We start from the raw sequence: 19,795 nt of genomic DNA on the forward strand, positions 1-19,795 counted from the left end.
CGTCCTTTTTGGACGGGCGGGACGCCCATCCCACAATAACAATTAAAATTGTAAGTTATTTAATTCGCGATCCTAAGCGGAGGAATTTGACCGGGCATGATATCCCGCTTGCATAAATCACTCGATAGGTTTTCAAAATGTTCGATCGCAGATAGGGATTTTTTAACTGCTTTTTTTCCACCAAATCTACAGAACGGTGAAATAAATCCTCTATTTCTTCCTGCATACTCAATAAATGAGACAGCGTGAGGCGGTGGGATGGCTCGTAAGTAACTAATACATCCACATCGCTATCAGGGCGAAAATCATCCCGCAGCACCGAGCCAAACAGGGCAAACTCGACTATGTTCCAGCGCTGGCAAAATTGCGCGATCGCATCCAGAGAGACTTTTAATCGATCGCTCACTACATATTGTAAATCCGATTGCAACTCAATCATGCGCGAGAAAACCTCCAACGAGAGCAACTAACGTCTGAGCTAAAGTGAAGCAATGGCATCGCTAACTTTCACCATAAGTGTCATCGGATCGATCTGCGAAACAGTAAACCCGCACTTCTGGTAAAACTGCTTCGCATCTTCGGAGATAGCGTGTACGAGAATTACCCGTATCCCTGCAATCTCAGCAGCTTGCAAAGTGCGAAGAATTGCATCCCGCAGCAAAGCGCGTCCGATGCCGCAGCCTTGCCAGTTGCGATCGCAGGCAAGCCTTCCAATCACCATAACAGGAATCGGATCGGGCATATTGCGCCGGACTTTACCCGTTGCAGCAGTTTGTGCTATTGCTCCAGTTGCAAGACAATAGTACGCAATGACTGCTTGGCGATCGCACAAAACATAAGTCCGTGAAGCCCCCTCTGACTCATTTTTCAGAGCGCGGCGCTTGAGCCATTCATCTAACTGAATGTTGCCTGAATCAAAGGTCTCAATTTGATGTAACGAGTTCAGTTTTTCAGGCGGGCAGAGTGGGTCTAAATCTCGATCTAATCCCACGGAGATTTTGTTTTTAGTAATGCGTTTAGCTTCTGATTTGGCGTCGGCGGTGCATCCAGCAGCGCCAAAAATTGCTTAAATTTAAGTTCATCTAACCCAAAAAAACAGCGGTCTAGAAGAACATCTTGAGCTTTTTGGTAAGCTGATTCAAGCATAAACTCCGATCGGCTCTTTCCCTGTAATTGGGCCGCGCGATCGATTACAGCGCGTTGATTCGGCTTAGCCCGAATGTTGATTGTGACATCGCGGGTCTGGCTGACTGATTCTTCAGATGCTGGCGGGTGCATAACAGTTACCTGTGGCTAGATACAGTAGTAATTAGAGCTAGTAGCCCTAGCATATTTATAATATTATGATTTTTTGTATACACAATGTCAACACATCTACTGAAATCTGCGATCGCGGATCTAGTTAACCGCGATGGAATCGTGAACTCACGCATTGTACGGGCAGCCTCCGCCGCCCCTGAGACAGGAGCGGCCTAAGTCCTGATGTTGCCTTTCTAGGCCTGTTTTTGATAGTTGACACAAATTTTTTAAACTTGTGTTAACTCTTGACTTACAGACTTACACAGTGAAAATATGCTAAGACGCAAGCAACAAACAAACCAACCTATGAACTTTTCCAAGAACTCAGGGGGCAAAAGTGCCACATCCCCAAAAATCAACTCAACACAGAATCTCGCCGTCGGAGGATTGCGGAAATTACTTTTTGCCGCCGGAATAGCCTCTCTGTGCGCTAGCTGTCAAAATCCTCAAGCACCCACCGCCACAACTCCCGGAGGCAGCCCCGGAACCAGCCCCGCAGCCACTCCCGTCGCAGTCAGCAGCCCCGGAGACCCAAATACTGTCAAAATTGTCTCCATGCTGCCCATGACAGGCAGCGCCTTGGGTCAAGCTCAAACAATGGTCAACGGCATCCAACAAGCCCTCGCCGAAACCAACTCCAAAGCTTGCGACGGCAAAATCCAAATCCAATACGAAGTTTACGATGACGCCACCGCCGCCGCCGGCAAATGGGACCCGGCCCAAGTAACCTCGAACTCCAACAAAGCCGTGGCTGACGCTTCGGTAGTTGCCGTCATCGGTCACTATAACTCCGGTGCCGCCAAACTTTCCATTCCCGTGCTCAACCAAGCTAACATCGTCATGATCAGTCCGGCCAACACTTATCCGGGACTGACTAAACCAGGAAAAGGCGAAGCCAAAGAACCCAACGTTTATTATCCCGCTGGCACTCGCAATTTCACCCGCGTTGTCCCCGCTGACGACCTTCAAGGGGCTGTAGCTGGCAACTGGGCGAAATCTTTGGGCGTGCAAAAAGTCTACATTCTCGACGACCAAGAACTCTACGGCAAAGGCATCGCTGATGTTTTTGAAGCAACTTCTAAAAAGTTGGGAATTCAAGTCCTCGGAAGAGAGGGAATTGATATTAAAGCTAGCGACTATAAGGCGTTAATGAATAAGATCAAAGCTTTAAATCCCGACATGATTTACTTCGGTGGCACTACTCAGAGCAACGCCGGACAAATAATTAAAGACATGAGAAATGTTGGGATGGCGGCTGATGCAGTTAAGTTCATGGGGCCCGATGGCATTAAAGAGCAAGCTTTAATTGACGCGGCTGGCAAAGATGCGGAAGGAATTTACGCTACTTTTGGCGGCTTGCCTCCTCAAGAATTGACTGGTGCGGGCGCGAAGTGGTACGAAAGTTACAAGGCAAAATATAATGCTGAACCGGAAGCTTATGCAGCTTATGCCTATGAAGCTGCTAAAGTTGCGATCGGCGCAATTAATAAAGTTTGCAAAAATGACCGCGCTGCTATCCGCGAAGCTGTCTTGGCAACTAAAGACTTTAACGGGGTACTCGGCACTTGGAGTTTTGACACCAACGGCGACACGAGCTTGACTACAATGTCAGGAAATGTTGTTAAAGGTGGCAAGTGGGAGTTCGTGAATGCGCTCAAGACGGAATAATTAATTAGAAGGAAGAGGGAAGTTCGGCAACGGATTTTATAACGGATGTAACGGATGTAACTGAGATCTTGCACCATTCTCAATTAGCCGTAGGGGCGGGTTCGCCAACAGCCTTAAAGCTTGCAAATAGGTTCTATAAACCCGCCCGACCCCACGAAAAATCCTCTTATTGATATTGCTGCAAGATGTCATATGTAACGGATATCGGGAAGAAGGAAGAAGGAAGAAGGGATAATAAAAGATTATGCCTTTTTCCTTCTCCCTCCAATGTCCGATGCCCGATTCCCAATTCCCAATTCCCAATTCCCAATTCCCAATTCCCAATTCCCAATTCCCAATTCCCAATTACTCAAAAACATGAAGAACTGGAAAAGTATTCTCTTATATCTAGGTGTAGCTTATATAGTTTTGTTGTTAGGCCCGATCGCAGGATTTGATTTGCCAAAAATCGTTGGAGAAATAGTCAGCAATCCTGAAGTTTTTATCCAACAATTATTAGTTGGTCTGGTCAACGGCGCGCTGATTGCAATTATTGCTTTGGGTTACACTATGGTTTATGGCATTATTGAGTTAATCAATTTTGCTCACGGCGATTTGTATATGTTGGGTGCTTTTGCTTCCCTAACCGTGTTCGGGGCTTTTGGGATGCAAGATGGCGCACCTTTGGCTATTGCTATACCGGTGATGTTAGTTGCTTTAATTGTATGTTCGGTGTTTTGTGCTGGACTCAATATTGTTGTGGAAAAGTACGCTTATCGACCTTTGCGAAATGCTCCTCGTTTAGCTCCTTTAATTTCAGCGATTGGAGTTTCTTTTATTTTCCAAAATATGGGGCTGTTTTGGGGAGGATTGAAAGCTTTTATTCCGGTGATGGGTTCTAATTCTGCTGCGCCGAAAAGTTTTCCCGATTTGTTGCCGCGAGTTGATATTTTCAAAGCTTTGGGAATTCAAACGAGTATTGTATTTACTACGAAAGATTTAATTGTGTTGGTGGTGGCGGTGGTATTGATGGTTTTGCTTCATGTGTTTGTGCAATACACTCGTCTGGGAAAGGCGATGCGGGCAACTGCTCAAAGCCGCGATGCTGCTAAAATTATGGGAATTAATGTGGATCAGATTATTGCTCTGACTTTTTTGATTGGGGGAGCTTTGGCGGGTTCGGCTGGGATTCTGGTTGGTCTGTACAACAATACTATTGTTTTTACGATGGGGTTTACGGCAGGTTTGAGGGCTTTTACGGCGGCGGTTTTGGGGGGAATTGGCAATATTGTCGGGGCGATGTTAGGAGGGGTTTTGATTGGGTTGCTGTCGTCTTTGAGCGATCAGTATTTGTCGAGCCGCTGGACTAATGCTTGGGTGTTTGGGGTTTTGGTGGTGATTTTGGCTTTTCGGCCTGGGGGTTTGTTGGGCGAGAATGTTCAGGAGAAGGTTTGAAGGTGCTGGGTTGAAAAAATGGCAAAAGACATTTATCATTATAATGTAAGGGCTGCCTTAGAAAAGGACGGGTGGATAATTACAGACGATCCTCTGACTCTACAATTTGGTTCGCGCGGTGTGTTTGTGGATTTGGGAGCTAAAAAGCTGTTAGCAGCCGAACGCGAGGGACAAAGAATTGCAGTTGAAATCAAAAGTTTTGTCGGCAAATCTCTAGTAAAAGATTGGGAAAATGCGATAGGGCAATACATTTTGTATTTAAAAATACTATCTAAAAAAGAACCCGATCGCACCCTCTATCTAGCAATTACTGAAGAGATTTATACCAGCTTCTTTAAGGAAGATATCGTACAAGTTGTACTTGCAGACGGAGTAATCAAAATTGTCGTTGTCGATACTATTCAGGAGGTTATTACCAGATGGATAAACTAGACAAATACCGCGACTTAATTTATAAAATTCTGTCGTACTATGCCAGCCTACCGTACAGATACGCCGAGATTAATAACAAAGTCATTGTCAGCGAAGACCGAAATGATTTTTTATTGATGAGTGAAGGCTGGGAGGGCCAAAAGCGACTTCACTACTGCCTCGTTCACGTTGAAATTCGCAACGGCAAACTCTGGATTCATTATGACGGTATTGAAGACGGGATTACCGATGAATTACTGGAGGGTGGGGTTCCTGAAAATTGCATTGTTTTGGCATTTCATTCGCCGGAAGTCCGCAAACATACCGGATTTGCGATCGCCTGAAAAATCCCCTTGCAAAATATCGAGTTAACCTGCGCTATCAAATTAAATATTCCCTGGTTTCAACCAGCCAAAAACTTCGCCTAAAGTCAACTGCATTTCCGGCATAAAATTGGGCATCGGAAGTATATCTGTTGGTTCTTGCAAGGAAATAGGCTGCTGCCTTGCGGGATAGGCTAAAATGTTTTTTTCATCCGGATCGAGCAACCAACCCATCTGACAGCCGGCATTCAAACAGTGCAAAATATTGTTTGTGACTTTGGTTTGGCTTTGGGCTGGGGACAATATTTCTATTGTCCAGTCTGGGTGAGCATTAAATGTATTGGCAATTTCGCCGTCAGCGTCTAGGGGAATGCGATTCCAAACAAAAATCGCGACATCGGGGACAATAGAACGTCCGCCAAACGTGCAGCGAAGTTCTGGTAGGGCTAGGGCAATTTGCGGTTTCTCTGCGATGTCGTTGGTGACTGTTACGAGTCTTCCTTGTAGTTTGCTGTGTTTTCCTTGCGGCATAGGTTTTTGGACGATCGCACCTTTGATGTATTCGCTAGCGGGTTTGGTTTCTGGGAGTTGCAAAAACTCGTCGAGGGTGATAGTTTTTTGAGGTGCTTGTACCATATAGCGATCGCCCGTTTGAAGTGTGTTGCGGTAACAGTTCCAGTATATTTGAAGTTTCGTCACTTTTGGTGCAATAATCGAACTCAAAAGACTCTAAACTGTAGCTAGCCCGATCGCCAGTTTCTAAAACCAACACTCGATGCGAGAAGAATATGATTTTTTTCTTCCTTCTTCCTTCTGACGAATACCTCACGCCTGATAATTAATCCGTGTATCCGTGTCAAAATCCGTGTCGTGCCTTCATTCTTCCTATGTCAAAAAAAATAATTAATGCGATCAAATCGACTGGTATTTTAGGGGCGATCGCCTCTTTGACTGTTTTGTTATTCGGCGGTTGGAGCGGCACTGTGATCGGCTGGCTGATGGGTACGGCTGCGGGCTTTATGAGCTGTCGGGATCAGAAGGTTTACAGCCCCAAAATGGGTGCGACTATCGGCAGTTTAGCGGGTTTGGGATTGGGAGTTTGGCTGTTAGTTGCGAGTGTGGTAGAAGGGGTTTTGATTAGACCTTTGTCGGGTCAACCTGCTGTTGCTTTGCCGACGACGCTGCTGTACGGGATTTGCAGTTTGACGATCGCAATTTTGACAGCTACGTTAATGGGTGCTTTGCAGGGTTTGCAGGGGGAACGCCAGCGACTGGCAACTCTGGTGACATTAGCTTTTATTCTAATTCTGTTTCCGTTTATCGACATTCAGGCTCAGACTGGCTGGATTGCTACTGTAGTACAGATTCAAATCTTTATTATGTTGGCGCTGGGTTTGAATATTACTGTGGGTTTTGCGGGTTTGTTGGATTTGGGATATGCGGCGTTTTTTGCGATCGGCGCTTACACGACGGCTTTGCTATCTTCTGGACAGTTAAATATTGCTTGGAATTTTTGGGTGGTACTGCCGATCGCGGCCGGTGTAGCTGCGATCGCGGGCGTAATCCTGGGTATTCCCACACTGCGGCTCAAGGGCGATTATTTGGCGATTGTTACCCTCGGTTTTGGCGAAATTATCCCGGTTGTCTTTAGGAATTTAACGGCGATTCGCATCGACGAACCAGTCTCGAAGATTGTTGCGGCGGTTTTGGGTAAACCTGAGTTGGTGCTGTGTCTGGTTGGGTGCGATCGACCTTTTAACCTCACCGGCGGCGAAGCGGGAATAAACCCGATCGGGCGTCCATCTCTCCCCATCGTCGGCACTTTCAGCACCGGCAACTACTTTCCCTGGTACTACCTAATTTTACTGCTAGTTGTCTTCGCTTACTTCATGATTTCGCGGCTGCGAGATTCCCGCTTGGGCAGGGCGTGGAATGCCATGCGCGAAGATGAATTAGCGGCTAGTGCGATGGGGATTAACCTCGTCAAAACCAAACTTTCGGCTTTTGCGATGGGAGCGACGTTTTCGGGCTTTGCAGGCGCATTTTACGCCGCCTATATCAGCGCAATTTTTCCCAGCGTTTTCGATTTCTCGGTGTCGGTAATCATCCTGTGTATGGTGATTTTAGGCGGTTTGGGCAACATGACCGGGGTGATTTTGGGCGCTATCATTATCATGTCTGCCGATCGACTTTATCTGCCACAATTAGCGCAAGTCCTCAAGGGTTTTCTGAATACTTTTGTACTCCCCAGGATTGCAATTCCCCAGTTGCGAGACTTTCTGGCCACCAGTTTAGACCCGATTCAAATGCGCTTATTTCTATTCGGCCTAACTCTTGTTGTCATGATGCTCGTGCGGCCGGAAGGACTGATTCCTGATAAAATACACCAAGCTGAACTGCATTCGGATGCTGAAGCGAGCAATGAGTCTTTAGCCGATGCGAGAAGTCAATAAGTAGGTAAGGGCAAAAACCATAGTATTTTGTAGGCGGGTTTAGCTAAGAATCTAGGATGCAACTCACATTTTGCACCATTCTCAAGAACAGGCTTTTCGGCCTGTTCCACAATAAAATTCACTCTTTGTGGAACAGGCCGAAAAGCCTGTTCATAAAAACCTTATTTAGAATGGTGCAACATCTCAGATACAAGGAAGTTTAGGGGTGTAAAAACCCCCTCCCCATCTAATGTTTATTTGTCACCAACTACTTAGTAAGGGTGAAAGATTAGCCATGAAAAATGTAACTGGTACTGCTTTTATCGTTGCGGAATTTAGAGCAGAAGAGAATGAAGAGGCAATTCCTCTGTATACTGATCATGTAGTAAAAATATGGCTGAATGAGGAAACAAAAAAAGTAGCTAGCCACATAGCTCAAAGCTCTCCCGCCGCTAAAGAAATGGTTAAGTTGCGGACTAAATATTTTGATGATGTTTTGTCCAATCAAATTTTAGGAGGTTGCAAGCAAGTAGTTATTTTAGGTTCTGGCTTGGATACTCGCGCTGCTAGAATTAATGGAGAAAAAGTGATTTATTTTGAAATAGACGATCGCGCGACTCTTCAATTAAAAGAAGAAAGTCTCAAAGCTAACAAAGTTACTGCTAATGTTCGCTACATCCCCGGCGATTACATAAAAGACGGTTTAATCTCCTTGCTCAAACAGAGTGAATTTGATTTCGCTCGACCGACCTATTTTTTGTGGGAAGGCAACACTACTTTGGTTGACAAAAAAGATGTAATAGTTGTGTTAGAACAAATTCGCGACAATGTTCCTAATTTTCGAGTGTCCTTTGATTATATGTCGGAAAAGGTGATTTTCAGAACGACGGGCTACCAAGATATCAATGATTACATAGATAAATACGAAAGTATGTATGCACCGTGGATTACTGGGTTTGAAAAGATTGCAGCTTTGGCTGACGAACTCAATCTCAAAGTTATTGAAAACTTTTCGACTGCCGATTTACACGCACAATATCGCCCTGGCCGTTCGCTAGAATCTAATCTTTTTAAGTTCTATTTTGTCTGTACGTTAGAAAATGTAGTAGGGTGCGTCAATCGATTTTAGATTTTAGATTTTAGATTTTAGATTGACCCCACGGATAAATGCGGGGGCTTGAAGATTTTCGATTTTCGATTTTGGATTGATTCCACGGATAAATCACGTGGCGGGTACCACCTTTGAAATTCTTGGTCACTCAAGAGATTTGAGTCAACTCACACAATTTGCTGCTGACGCACCGCAGAGTACAGACGATCGCACTTTGTCGGTACCCTAGAAAATGCAGGAGGGTGCGTCAGTGATTTCTTGGACAATCGCAAACCATTTATTAGGTCAAGCGAATTCGTAAAGAATCAATAAGACCCTGTTTAGCCAACCAATCTTTTACCTCTGGCGTTAAAAGTCCCAGGGTAGCACCCTCATTAGCAGCCACTCTCAGAAAACGAAGCACTGCTTCAGGAACCTCATCAGCATTTAAGCTATCCCAGCACTGCTTTAATTCCTCAATTAGCCGATCGACTTTATCAAAATCCTCCCTGCTTTGGGGAATTGAGTTAGACTTGCGAATTTGCACATCTAAATTTCTAATTCGTTGGACAGTTGGCTTAAATGCCGAAACTCGATCCAGCACATTCAGGAATTCCTTATTCGTGTTCGGCATCTTTTCAGTTCGGTACAGCCCCCAAGCTTGACTCAATTGCTCTCTCAGAGCTTTTTGTAAGTCCTTTACCCGAGAGTCAAAATTATTTCTGTTGAAATTTTCATTGTCTATAATCCACTCAGGATTTTTTTTAAATTCTGCCTCAACATTAGCAATAAATGTCAGCAAAATCTCAGCCTTTTGAGTTAAATCAAAATTGGCAATTCCTCTTTCGCGAAAAGCTCTTAAAGATTGCACAAAAAGTAGAGTTCCAGTGACAGCTTGCTCGATCTGTTTTTGTCGAGAGTGAAACCCTTCATAATTCTCTGCATACTTCCGAAGATTAATTGTCTTTTGAGACAACTCACTCAATTGATAGGATTTTTCTAGAAGCATATTGTCTATCCTTTAACCTCAGTAATTAGATTCCGCAGTTTAGCCAATCCATCTTGAATAGCTCTATGGCTCGATTCTACCGTTCCACCGCCTGACACTTCTAACTCCTCAATCCGGTCATTAACCTCGGCTAGAGAAGCATCAAGAAAATTATTGGTACTATTGAGAAATTCAGAAGATTCTGTCATTGCTTTTTGATGATTTTCGCTGAGATACTTGAGCAGCTTCCCAGGTTGAATGTCTGGACTATCTTTTTCAATTTGCAAGCGTTTCATGGTATCTACATAGCTAGAAAGCTCGATCGCCTTAAACTGTTTCAAGACAGGTATTAGGTCATCGAAATTTTTCTCCCCCCGAACTACACCTGCTTCTTTGGCTCGCTCCATTGCCTGTTTTACAACATCATAAACCTCCTTTTTATTGAGATTTTCTCCTAATTCAGATACTAGGGAACGATAAACAGCAAGTTGCCGATCGCACTCTTCTTGAATCGCTTTTTCTAGCATTTCATCCACAGCTTGACGCGCTTTATCAATTTCCGAGAACTTCTCCCGAACATCGGCCGGAATTTCAGATTGAGGCTGCCAAGATTTGCTAACCTGCTTCAAAGGTTCCAAAATTTGAACAGTATCAATAATTTGAAATTGTGTAGAGCTTCCTTTCGTGCAAGCGGTTCGACTCCTAACAATGTCTAGTAAAGCATCGCGGTGTTTTTGTAAAGTACCAAATAGCTTTTTCCAAGTAGCTGAACGATTTTCTAAATCTTTGGGCTCTAGTTTGAGAAACAAAGCATTGATCGAATCTTCAGTAGAATTGGTAGAATGTCCTGCCATTGTGGCGGCGATCGCCAGTAGCTCAACTGCAGCAGGTACAGGGTTCCAAGGTTCCCCAGACTCGCGGGGATACAGGCGAATTTGCTCTAAAACATATTGACTCCATTTTTCCAGTTGTTTGGCGTAGGTGCGAAAGTAGCGAGATCCATCGGGGAACCTCCAATGCTTGTAATGGCTGTATTGCAACATACCTTGAAAGGCGATCGCGGTTTCCCGAAACTCATCTGCATCATCAGGATTCAGAGGAAGAGATAGTTTAACTCCAGAAATCGTCTCCCTCGTCACTTTTCGACTATAAAAAGTAATATTTCTGCTTTTAAAATATGTCGTCCCACTACTAGCAAAAACCCCCTTAAGCAGCATTTCCGTATCCCATTCGATCCGCTCGCCGATAGCTGAGTAAATCAACGGCCGCAGTTCCCCAGCGAGATCTTGCGGGAAACTTTCTTGAGTGTTGTTCCACCTATCAAGAAATTCTTTTTGCCTAGTCAGCTTGTCGGGAACTTGTCCGGCTGCTGCCAGATTTTTTTTAGTTTTAGATTGTGACTCAACTTGATACTTACTAACAGAAGACCTAGACTCTTTAGCACCCGAAATAGATGATGATTTTTTTGTAGGCTGAACCTTCACGCCCAGCGCCGGAATATCAAATGCAGAGTGAACTTCTGGGTGCAAATCGCAAAGCTCGTTACTATCCGTCCACAAATCTAGGAGAATCTGGCGGCGATCGCTATTTTCTGGATCTTTCGCTTGAATATCTCCCTGAACAATTGCACTCAGCCGCATTTTGCCAAAGTGTTCTCGAACAGAAATAGCAGGAAACTCTCCGCCCTCGATATCAGCAGCAGAATTTTCTAGCGTCCACTTAAGAACATCTTTAATCAAAATCCGAGGGTTAAAATTGCCGGGATTGACTCTAGAAAGCATTTGTTCTAATCCTTCAGGCGTAAAAGGATACAAACCCAAAGCGTCTGCTTCTGAAAAACCTGCATGACAAGCTAATTTGTGTTCGCATTCATTGCAAGCACTAGGTAGAGATTCTCGATCCGCACCTTCGCGATTGCGAGAGTCAGCCCACCAATTTTGAATTGTTTTATCCTCCAAACGCACGGCGTTGAGATATCGACCCACAAATTGTTTGATATCTGCATAATTCACTAAAGATTGTTCGCCAACTGTGCCAAGGTCAAGATTAACGCTAAAAGTAATCCGCTGTTTTACAGTATCTAACCTCAAACTGTCAAAATAGCCCGTAGTACAAGCTAACGCCGTTCGGATCGCGCACAAATGTTTGCCACCCGCTTGTTGAGGTCGCGCTAACACAGCTTCTAAAACTTCGCGATCGATGCCTTGCAATTTAGCAAAATCTTCAATCAGCAAAACTAACTCTATTCCTTGTTGGGCTAAAGTTTCGCGAACTTCCCCCATCAATCTTTGTAAATCTTCCCGCCCCAAGCTCAAAACCTGAGCTATGGCTTCATCTAAATGTCGGTTCAACCAATCTACAGTTGCCCTTTGAATATCCTCATCGCCGATGAGTAAGCTATAAAATTCCCGCGCAGACTGCCCAGCTTTTTGCAAGTTTAAAACATTGAGAGGCAAGTCATTTAGCGAAAAATGTCTCCGTTCTTCCACAACTTCTACCGTATCTCGCTGTCCGAGAATGTGGATAACTAATTGATGGATAATACCCCCATCCTTTAGCCAGTATTCTTTTCGGAAAAATGGATCGTATAGGAAAGAATCAACAGCACCAACTAGGTAATCTTCCACGTCCGACAGTTTTGTGCGATCGCCCCGACCGTTTGGGCCAACAGCAGCCGCAAGCTGATTCAGAAGTTGTTCCCGCGCTTGCGCTTCTGTCAAGCTGCTAGTGGCTCGATTTAAACGCTGCCGGTATTCATCAAAAGTTGCTCCTGCCATCCCTTCTAATATTAAACTGAGAATATCTTTGAGATTCGTTCCAATTTTGGGTATGAGCAAAACTCGGCGCTTTTGGGTCGATTCAATATTGGCGGCCAGCCAGCGAATCAGGTGAGATTTTCCCGTCCCCGAACTGCCTAAAACTGGCACGAAAGCGAAATCTTGTTCAGCGAGAAAGTCTTTCAGAAATTGTTCCTCACTGTAGGTAACACGCGACGGTGCATCGATAAGTTCCTGGCGGTACATGGCAATTGGATGGTGAGTTGCCAGAAATATACTATCTGGAGTTTGGGTAGCCTCCACACCCATTACGCGGCGAACGCGATCGACATCCCAGCACACAAACTTTGTAAATGTCATAGTTCTACTCCCGTCCAAATAATATGAGAAAATCCTTCTTCATTTCCTACCCCGGGAAAGATGAATAAATCGGCATCAGACTCTTTTACAAGCTTGATGCACTTATCATCCTGAAGGCGAAATAAAGCAAATGCCGTGCTAGTTGATAAGTGATTGGGTAAGCGAAAACCAAGTTTTTCTTCTACCTGTTCTCGAAATTTTCCCGTTTCAAACAGAGGACATTTTTGAGCTAGGCGATCGATAAACTCTCTGATTGAAAGTTTAGCTTTTGCTTCTCCTTGAAATAAATCCTTTAAATTTCGTCTGAGATAAGCAGTTGGCTCAGCCACAACAAGTTTTTTGTTGGAATCTGAAGCATGACCCCAAGCAAACCCTAAATAACACATCCAGTCCTCGACTTGACCAAACAAACTATTGCTGGATATTTTCAAATCTAAAGACTCAGCAACTCCCTGCTCTGCGACACGCTGTTCTACTTCTTGCCATGTACCGGGAGCATCATAAATATCCTGTGCTAAATACCATGCTATTAACCGACCTAAATCTTCTTCATCTTCGTTATCAGAAGCAAACAATAGCTGTACCAGCGTATCGGGTAACAGTTTATCACCCATTTTAGGATGTCGAGATGCTTTGGGAAGCTCAAAATTTATAGCAATATCATCATTCTCTGCGATTAATAAGCGACATTTTATGCTTTCTCGCAGTGCAGCATCAAACATCGGATATTCGGCACTTTTGTTTCTCCCTTCTGACAATTCATGTGGAGAAAGCAGCCGAGTGAGTTTTTCTTTGTTTTCGCGCTGTTTGGGTGCTTCAAGTAAATATCTAAATATTCCTCGCATTCTGCTAGGAGTAGCCAAAGCAGTTTTTAAGACGCTCATAAATTAACCTCCCTGCAAAAATGGTTAAACATCAAGTATCTGCCTGAAAAAATATTAATCAGCTTGCGGTCATCGCGGCTCGGATCGGGTGTATCTACGGGAAGCATAATGATTAGCGGAGCTTGAGAAGTTCTGTTGAGTGACAGATAGTTGTGAGGGATAGCCTTTTCGGGCGGATGAAATATCAGGGTGGGAATGCGCGGCATCAGCATGGGTTCGTATTTTGCAAACACAAATATACAAGCATCGGCAATTCCATTTGTTTCTGCTATCAATATACTCTGAAATTCATCAGCCACAACAAGATTATTAATTCCCTGCTCGATTAACCAGTTAAAAAATTTAGAGCTTTTGAGTTTCCAGCTTTGAGATTCAAGAGACTCATAGAAAACGAGCATTAACTTATCTTCTCCCAGCAAGTATTTGAGTTTTTCACCTACAAAAAAATTCGGTTTTTGCCATACAGGTAATGGCGCGGGTATAATTCCCGAAAACTCTGGTTCCCTGTTTTTTCTGCAAACAGGACATCCACCGCAAGCGGGAGAAACTATCACCTGTTTTCTCGGTTCTGGCAGTACACGGGCGGGAATAGTGTAAGCTTCCGCAAAGATTTCTGAAATACAGCGTTTCGGCCGCAAAACCTCACGCATCAATTGCAGGTTTTTATAGCTCCAGTTTTGGCGCTGTTGGCGAATTGGCTCTACTTTATGTTCCCAAGTTTGACGATTCAGATGTGATTCATCTCGGATGCGGATGAACCGGGACTCTCTGTGCAGTTCCCAAGCTTCGTTATAAGCTGCTTCCGATTTAAAATTTCTTCTTCGCGGCGGTTCCTCGGCATCAATATCGATTAAACCCGATCGACTCATCAGCGTTAAAGTGCGGATGTTCCAAGCCTGATTCTGTTGGCTGTTCATGTCAATGTCTCCTGGTTGTAAGGATGGAGGAATATTGACGGGAACGCGAAACCGCCCATCGGGAAGAATTTCTTTCCTCAAAAACATACTTTTCCACCGCTGAAATCCCCGATCGATCGTTATGGCAGATTTGTCATTAAGCGATTTGGCAATCTCTAAGTCTTCATTGGTGTGTAAGGTGAGCGAGATTGCTGCTTTGCCGTCTCGACCTCCTCGACCCACTTCTTGATAAAAGCGATCGATAGTTTCTGGGATGCAGACATGAAGCACGGCTCGAATATCTGACTGATCCACACCCAATCCAAAAGCAGAAGTAGCAACAACTATATCAACTCGTCTCTCGCGCAAATTTTCAATCAGTTGAGAGCGTTCTTCTGGGCTGGATTCCCCGGTCATAATCGCACACCGTTTGAATCCAGCCGACAATAAATCCTGTTGCCATCGCCGGACATCTTCGCGTTTGGTGGCGTAAACAATCAGAGGGCGGGGAAGATGATAAACTGCTTCAATTAATCGCTGTTTCCTGATTTCTTCACTTTGACACCAAGCAAACCAATAAGACGGTTCCGGTCGCAACTGTACGGCAGATATCACTTGAAACGGGCCGGGTTTCCCGAATACAATTTCTAGGGTATCTAAACAGGATTCTGTTAAGGTTGCAGTCAGCAATAAAGTTGTAAAAGAAGTCCAGCGCAGCAAATCTCTTCGCAAACCTGGGAGTTCTTGAAAAGCGGGACGGAATTCATCGCCCCACTGTTCGACGATATGCGCTTCATCTATTACGAAATACCGCAGCATTTCTGATTTTGCGGCTTCGTAAAGAGCAGGTGCGAGAGAATTCATCAAGCTTTCGGGTGATGTGAAAACGATTCGCTGAGTGCCGTTGCGAATGCGATCGCGAATTTCCTGCCGTCTCTCTTGTCCTTGCCCAAACTCGTCGCCATAATAGGCAGTGGCATGGTTCACAAAAGGTTTTAAAGCTCGTTCCTGGTCAATGGCTAGTGCTGTAGTCGGCACAACAATGACACTGACACCAGCACTTTGCGATCGCACCAGCGCCGGCAGTTGAGCGCAAAGGCTTTTCCCCGATCCAGTAGGCAGGTTAATGGCGAGTGTCGAATTGTCAGGAGCCGTCAAAACAGCCCGAATTGCTTCACGTTGCCCTACACTCCGATACTTCTGCCAATTCACCAATTCCAGAAACGGATCTCCCTCTACTGGCTCGTAATTGCGGCGTTTTTTATCATCAAATACGGGTTTTTCTGGGGGATATTGTGCGGAAAAATCTAGCCAATCAGGCTGCCAAGGATGAGCGCTAATCAGATAGTAATCCGCACCGTCGCTCAAAATATCGATACCGCTTTGTTGCCACATTTCGCGAGCGGGAAAAAGAGAAGTCCGAGGTACTTTCAAAGTTGGGGGTATCCCGCCCTTTTGCTCGTATTCCCGCCGCAGAACCTGACGGATCAGAGCCGCAATATCTCCCATTCCCGGCGCATAAGAAGTTCCCGCAGCATCCAAAGTTTCCAGCAAGCGCCTGTAACCGACTTCTGAAAATTGACTTGTATCGCCAGGAATCTTATCTGTTTGGAGAATTTCTCTGAGCTTTTGAAAAGAATCAGCCATCACTCATCTCCCCCTTCCTGAGATTCAACCGGAGGTCGCCCAGAAACTACAATGAATCCTACAGAATCAAGCTTGATTCGCGGATGGCGAATTCCTTCTAAAATAGCTTGACTTAACGCAGTTTCTATGTTGACTTCTTTTGCTAGTAAAGAGTGCGAAGTTTGTTCGCTTTCAGCCATTCGGTTGAGGCGCAGCCGCAGTTGGTCTAGTCTATTTCCTAGTTTCTGGTCGGCGATTCGGGCGCGCTGTTCGCAGAGCGAGATAAAAAAAGTGCGATCGCGCAACAGTATTTCCGAAGTCTCACGCGCCTGACTGCACAGATCAGGCCACTTACTCTCATCAACAAACTCATTGAGAACCGATAATCGACTTTTTGCTAAATTATAATCTCGGCAGGGATGAGAACTTTTACCCTTGTACGAACCTTGCAGAATCTTTAAAACAGCTTCATCTTCAACAATGCTCATTGGTTCGTAGCGAGTATCAATAAAAATTGTCTCTACGATCGGAGGAAATAACGCATCAGCGCGCCGTTTCACAGATACAAATCTACTTCGCTCCAGCTCAAAATCTGTTGAAACTTGCTGGGCTAATTCCAAATCAGCCTCGACTACATAATTAAAGCGAAAACCCAACCATTCCATCCCTTCCCCAGCATCCCAAGAGCGATCGCATCGCCATAGAGCAAATGCTTGACCCCTGTCATCCCAATGGATATAAGATGCTAGTGCTTCCACAAATCCTTCCCCAATACGGTAGAGGTTGACACCAGGATATTTAGTTGATATTCTCCGATTATAAGTACCAGAGGGTTGTGCATAAGCAGCAAAGCGAGTTTGCAGATCGTGGAGGGGAATTAGAGTGCGCCTAGTAGGTTGATAACGCCCTACTTTTTCTAAATTCGGATCGTCAATTTGTTTGAATTGCAGTGCTTGACATATCCACTCTTCTGTTGCTCGTTTAATTTCCTGATGGCGAGCATCATAATCATCTAAACTTTGAAAATATTGGGTAGCGTTTTCATCCTGGGCATCTATTTCATCTAAAGCGTTTTGTTCGCTAATTTTTACCTGTTCTTCAGCAATTTCTTGTTGGATAGTCCCTATCCTTTCCAATAGTCCACTAGCACCAGATTGAAACATAGTGGTTAGCAGTCCTGGTAGTTTTTCATCTACATAAAACTGGAGACTGGCAATTGATTGATGAAAGATGCCGAAACCGTCTTTTAATAATTGATACCAAGCATCGTGAGGGCTATCCTCTAAGTCTGAGCCTGCGAATACTGTAAATTGAACATCTAAAGGGCGACCAATGCGATCGATCCTACCAATCCTTTGTTCTAAACGATTTGGCGACCAGGGAAGATCGAAATGAATCATCCAATCAACAAATTGAAAGTTCCGACCTTCTTCAGCAGAGGAATCGCAAACAAGGATAAAACAATTTCGGTCATTTTTGAACTGGTTGAGGCTTTTCTCAACATGAGAACGAGACAGTCCTAATTGATGGCTAGCTACAGATGCCTGACCAAAGGTATCTGATAAGCACCGGAAAATTTCAGCGCCTGTTTGGGCAAAACTGGTGAAAATGACAATTTTAGGTAGGGGAGTTCCCGATATCGGTCTGCGAATTTGCTGTTGCACCTGTTCGAGCAATTTATAAAGGTTGCTGCGATAAGATTGAAGTTGAAAAGTCTCTGAAAGATGATACAGTATCACTATCTTTAGTAATTCGAGGCGAGTTCCTTCTTCTGAAGGTTGCTGAATAATTCTTAGTAAAGATTGCAAAATCTGTTCTTCCCCAGAAAATTTAGGGGTTTCTGTCAGAATGCGGATATTATCAGCACCAAATTCTTGAATCAAGGCAGAATGGGAGATGCCGCTTAAACGGGTTTCCAGCACTTGCGCTAAAATCCCTAACCAAGTCCCGCTAGCACGGAATAAAAGTAGAAAAATTTGCTGATATTGTTGTTGGTTAGGAGCGACTGTGCGCCATTCATCAATTAGTTCGTGAATTTCGGGCGATCGCTCATCTAAGTCATACTCTACTTTTGGTGTCACATTTCGGGCAAAAATTACATCTTCCACCGCAGCGCGACGGTTGCGGAGCATTCGACGGTGTAACCGATAGGTGTCGCTGATGTGGGTGCGAATCGATCGCACAATTGGATCTCGATCGGCCGGGAGTGTTTCTTTAGAAAGCAAACAATTTTGTAATTCCTCTACGAGATTTAGCAGATATGTATCTTCAGCAAAAAGGTTTCGCAGTTGGTTGAGGTTAGTTTTAAGCACAAACGGATTTGCTTTCTCTTTAAATGAGAGTAAAACTCGACCAATTTGTTGGCGGTTTTGTACCCTCGCACGAAAACCTTCTAAATCATCAAGTTGGTAAGTGCTCGGATCGAGTAGGTGCAGCATCGCCAGGAAATCTTGCTCGTGATTGAGAACTGGAGTTGCAGATAATAGAAGTAGGCGATCGCTTTTATGAGCGAGGTGTTGGCAAGTCTGGAAACGCCTGCGCTTTATCGAATCTGAAGAGGTCGCCATTGCGGCAATATGATGTGCTTCATCTAAAATCAGGAAGCCCAAATCGGCATTCGGACTAACTCGATCGACATCCTCAACTGCAAGTACCTGGACACGATTGTCCAAGTCAGAGACATAGAATTTATGTTCTAATTCTTGAAGCCACTGTTCCCGCAGGTATTGCGGTACAAGCACCACTGCACGTCCCTGCGGTTCATCGAGGAGATACTGGCGAAGAATAGCACCTGCTTCGATCGTCTTTCCCAGTCCAACTTCATCAGCTAAGAGGTAACGTTGAATGGGGTCTTCGAGTACGCGGCGGACAACTTCAACTTGATGGGGATAAAGGTCAATATTGGCAGAAATCAGCCCTGTCATCCCGCGACTGACAGCGCGTTGTTCGATGAGACACTGGACAAAAGCTAAACGTCGATCGTGAAAGTAGGGCGTTTCCTGACCTTTCATCGCTAGAGTTTCGATGGGGTCATCGATGGGTAGATTGCAACGAACGTAAATTTCGTGCTCAGCAACTAATGCTATCTTTTTATCGGGTAGATCGATTCGATACTGACCTTTGTCTTGATCCCAGTCAAAAATTCGGCCAATTATCCATGTATCCTGGCTTTCTGGCTGGATGTAGCATCGTGTCTGAGGCGGGAGTTGAACTCTATAAAGCGAAGTTAATGGTAAGGTTTTTTCCAGGCGTTGCCCAATTGAGCAGAAGTATTCAACCGTTGCTGTAGAGTAGGATAGCTCGGTAACTTTTCCGATTCCTAAGTCGTTGTTTGGCGATTTTTCTGCGGAGACGCTTCGCGATCGCACCAGCAAACCAAGCTTTATCATAGTTCCCGCCTCTACATACCCTCTTACTAGAGTAGCCCATCCCCATGAAAAACTAGCAGTGTAATTTAATTTTCCACCCTTTTTGTCCTTACACTCAAGGGGAAACCTTAAACCGAAACGCAGTCATGAAGCTTAGCCCAAGACTTTCTGTAACGCATTCCGATCCCCAAATCTTTCCGTGTGGTAACGAGCATCCCACCACAGCCAAGCTGACGCAC

Annotated in this window: 15 protein-coding genes; 6 read left to right on the plus strand and 9 right to left on the minus strand. The window is 44.7% G+C overall.

Annotated features, from left to right (window positions below; genetic code table 11):
- Nucleotides 1-55: 55 nt before the first annotated feature.
- The 3 genes from QUB16_RS11650 to QUB16_RS11660 are packed head-to-tail and all read right to left on the minus strand — an operon-like array spanning nucleotide 56 to nucleotide 1,278.
- Nucleotides 56-439: a nucleotidyltransferase family protein gene (locus tag QUB16_RS11650; protein WP_333316122.1), complete on the minus strand. Its 384-nt coding sequence runs from the start codon at nucleotides 437-439 to the stop codon at nucleotides 56-58.
- Between the two features lie 39 nt (nucleotides 440-478).
- Nucleotides 479-991 (minus strand): GNAT family N-acetyltransferase, encoded by a 513-nt coding sequence (locus tag QUB16_RS11655; RefSeq protein WP_333316124.1) that lies wholly within the window; start codon nucleotides 989-991, stop codon nucleotides 479-481.
- On the minus strand, nucleotides 982-1,278 hold the full coding sequence (locus tag QUB16_RS11660) for a DUF1778 domain-containing protein (protein WP_333316126.1): 297 nt from the start codon (nucleotides 1,276-1,278) through the stop codon (nucleotides 982-984). Before QUB16_RS11660 ends, QUB16_RS11655 begins: the two co-directional genes overlap by 10 nt.
- Nucleotides 1,279-1,605: 327 nt before the next feature.
- Between QUB16_RS11660 and QUB16_RS11665 the strand changes: the two genes are divergently transcribed.
- The 4 genes from QUB16_RS11665 to QUB16_RS11680 all read left to right on the plus strand — a co-directional run bounded on the left by QUB16_RS11665 (nucleotide 1,606) and on the right by QUB16_RS11680 (nucleotide 5,156).
- On the plus strand, nucleotides 1,606-2,967 hold the full coding sequence (locus QUB16_RS11665) for a branched-chain amino acid ABC transporter substrate-binding protein (RefSeq protein ID WP_333316128.1): 1,362 nt from the start codon (nucleotides 1,606-1,608) through the stop codon (nucleotides 2,965-2,967).
- Between the two features lie 357 nt (nucleotides 2,968-3,324).
- Nucleotides 3,325-4,401: a branched-chain amino acid ABC transporter permease gene (locus QUB16_RS11670; protein WP_333316131.1), complete on the plus strand. Its 1,077-nt coding sequence runs from the start codon at nucleotides 3,325-3,327 to the stop codon at nucleotides 4,399-4,401.
- An 18-nt stretch (nucleotides 4,402-4,419) separates the two neighbouring features.
- A complete protein-coding gene (locus QUB16_RS11675; RefSeq protein ID WP_333316133.1) occupies nucleotides 4,420-4,833 on the plus strand; it encodes an element excision factor XisH family protein in 414 nt (137 codons plus the stop codon).
- Nucleotides 4,821-5,156: a XisI protein gene (locus QUB16_RS11680; RefSeq protein WP_333316135.1), complete on the plus strand. Its 336-nt coding sequence runs from the start codon at nucleotides 4,821-4,823 to the stop codon at nucleotides 5,154-5,156. The genes QUB16_RS11675 and QUB16_RS11680 overlap by 13 nt, the downstream gene beginning before the upstream one ends.
- A gap of 42 nt (nucleotides 5,157-5,198) precedes the next feature.
- Here the strand turns inward: QUB16_RS11680 and QUB16_RS11685 are convergent, their stop codons facing one another.
- A complete protein-coding gene (locus QUB16_RS11685) occupies nucleotides 5,199-5,771 on the minus strand; it encodes a Uma2 family endonuclease (protein ID WP_333316239.1) in 573 nt (190 codons plus the stop codon).
- A gap of 251 nt (nucleotides 5,772-6,022) precedes the next feature.
- Here QUB16_RS11685 and QUB16_RS11690 point away from each other — a divergent pair, with 251 nt between their 5' ends.
- Both QUB16_RS11690 and QUB16_RS11695 read left to right on the plus strand, forming a co-directional pair.
- Nucleotides 6,023-7,588: an ABC transporter permease subunit gene (locus QUB16_RS11690; RefSeq protein ID WP_333316137.1), complete on the plus strand. Its 1,566-nt coding sequence runs from the start codon at nucleotides 6,023-6,025 to the stop codon at nucleotides 7,586-7,588.
- Nucleotides 7,589-7,862: 274 nt separating this feature from the next.
- Nucleotides 7,863-8,696: a class I SAM-dependent methyltransferase gene (locus tag QUB16_RS11695; RefSeq protein WP_333316138.1), complete on the plus strand. Its 834-nt coding sequence runs from the start codon at nucleotides 7,863-7,865 to the stop codon at nucleotides 8,694-8,696.
- Between the two features lie 262 nt (nucleotides 8,697-8,958).
- Here the strand turns inward: QUB16_RS11695 and QUB16_RS11700 are convergent, their stop codons facing one another.
- Genes QUB16_RS11700 through dpdE form a run of 5 tightly spaced genes read right to left on the minus strand, consistent with a single transcriptional unit; the run spans nucleotide 8,959 to nucleotide 19,577 of the window.
- Nucleotides 8,959-9,666: a hypothetical protein gene (locus tag QUB16_RS11700; protein WP_333316140.1), complete on the minus strand. Its 708-nt coding sequence runs from the start codon at nucleotides 9,664-9,666 to the stop codon at nucleotides 8,959-8,961.
- A 5-nt stretch (nucleotides 9,667-9,671) separates the two neighbouring features.
- Nucleotides 9,672-12,782: a protein DpdH gene (gene dpdH / locus QUB16_RS11705; RefSeq protein ID WP_333316142.1), complete on the minus strand. Its 3,111-nt coding sequence runs from the start codon at nucleotides 12,780-12,782 to the stop codon at nucleotides 9,672-9,674.
- Nucleotides 12,779-13,666: a protein DpdG gene (gene dpdG / locus QUB16_RS11710; protein ID WP_333316144.1), complete on the minus strand. Its 888-nt coding sequence runs from the start codon at nucleotides 13,664-13,666 to the stop codon at nucleotides 12,779-12,781. Before dpdG ends, dpdH begins: the two co-directional genes overlap by 4 nt.
- On the minus strand, nucleotides 13,663-16,209 hold the full coding sequence (dpdF, locus tag QUB16_RS11715) for a protein DpdF (RefSeq protein ID WP_333316146.1): 2,547 nt from the start codon (nucleotides 16,207-16,209) through the stop codon (nucleotides 13,663-13,665). Before dpdF ends, dpdG begins: the two co-directional genes overlap by 4 nt.
- Nucleotides 16,209-19,577 (minus strand): protein DpdE, encoded by a 3,369-nt coding sequence (gene dpdE, locus QUB16_RS11720; RefSeq protein ID WP_333316148.1) that lies wholly within the window; start codon nucleotides 19,575-19,577, stop codon nucleotides 16,209-16,211. The genes dpdF and dpdE overlap by 1 nt, the downstream gene beginning before the upstream one ends.
- Nucleotides 19,578-19,795: the final 218 nt, after the last annotated feature.

The organism is Microcoleus sp. D3_18a_C4 (genome assembly GCF_036702415.1).
Lineage (GTDB): Bacteria > Cyanobacteriota > Cyanobacteriia > Cyanobacteriales > Microcoleaceae > Microcoleus.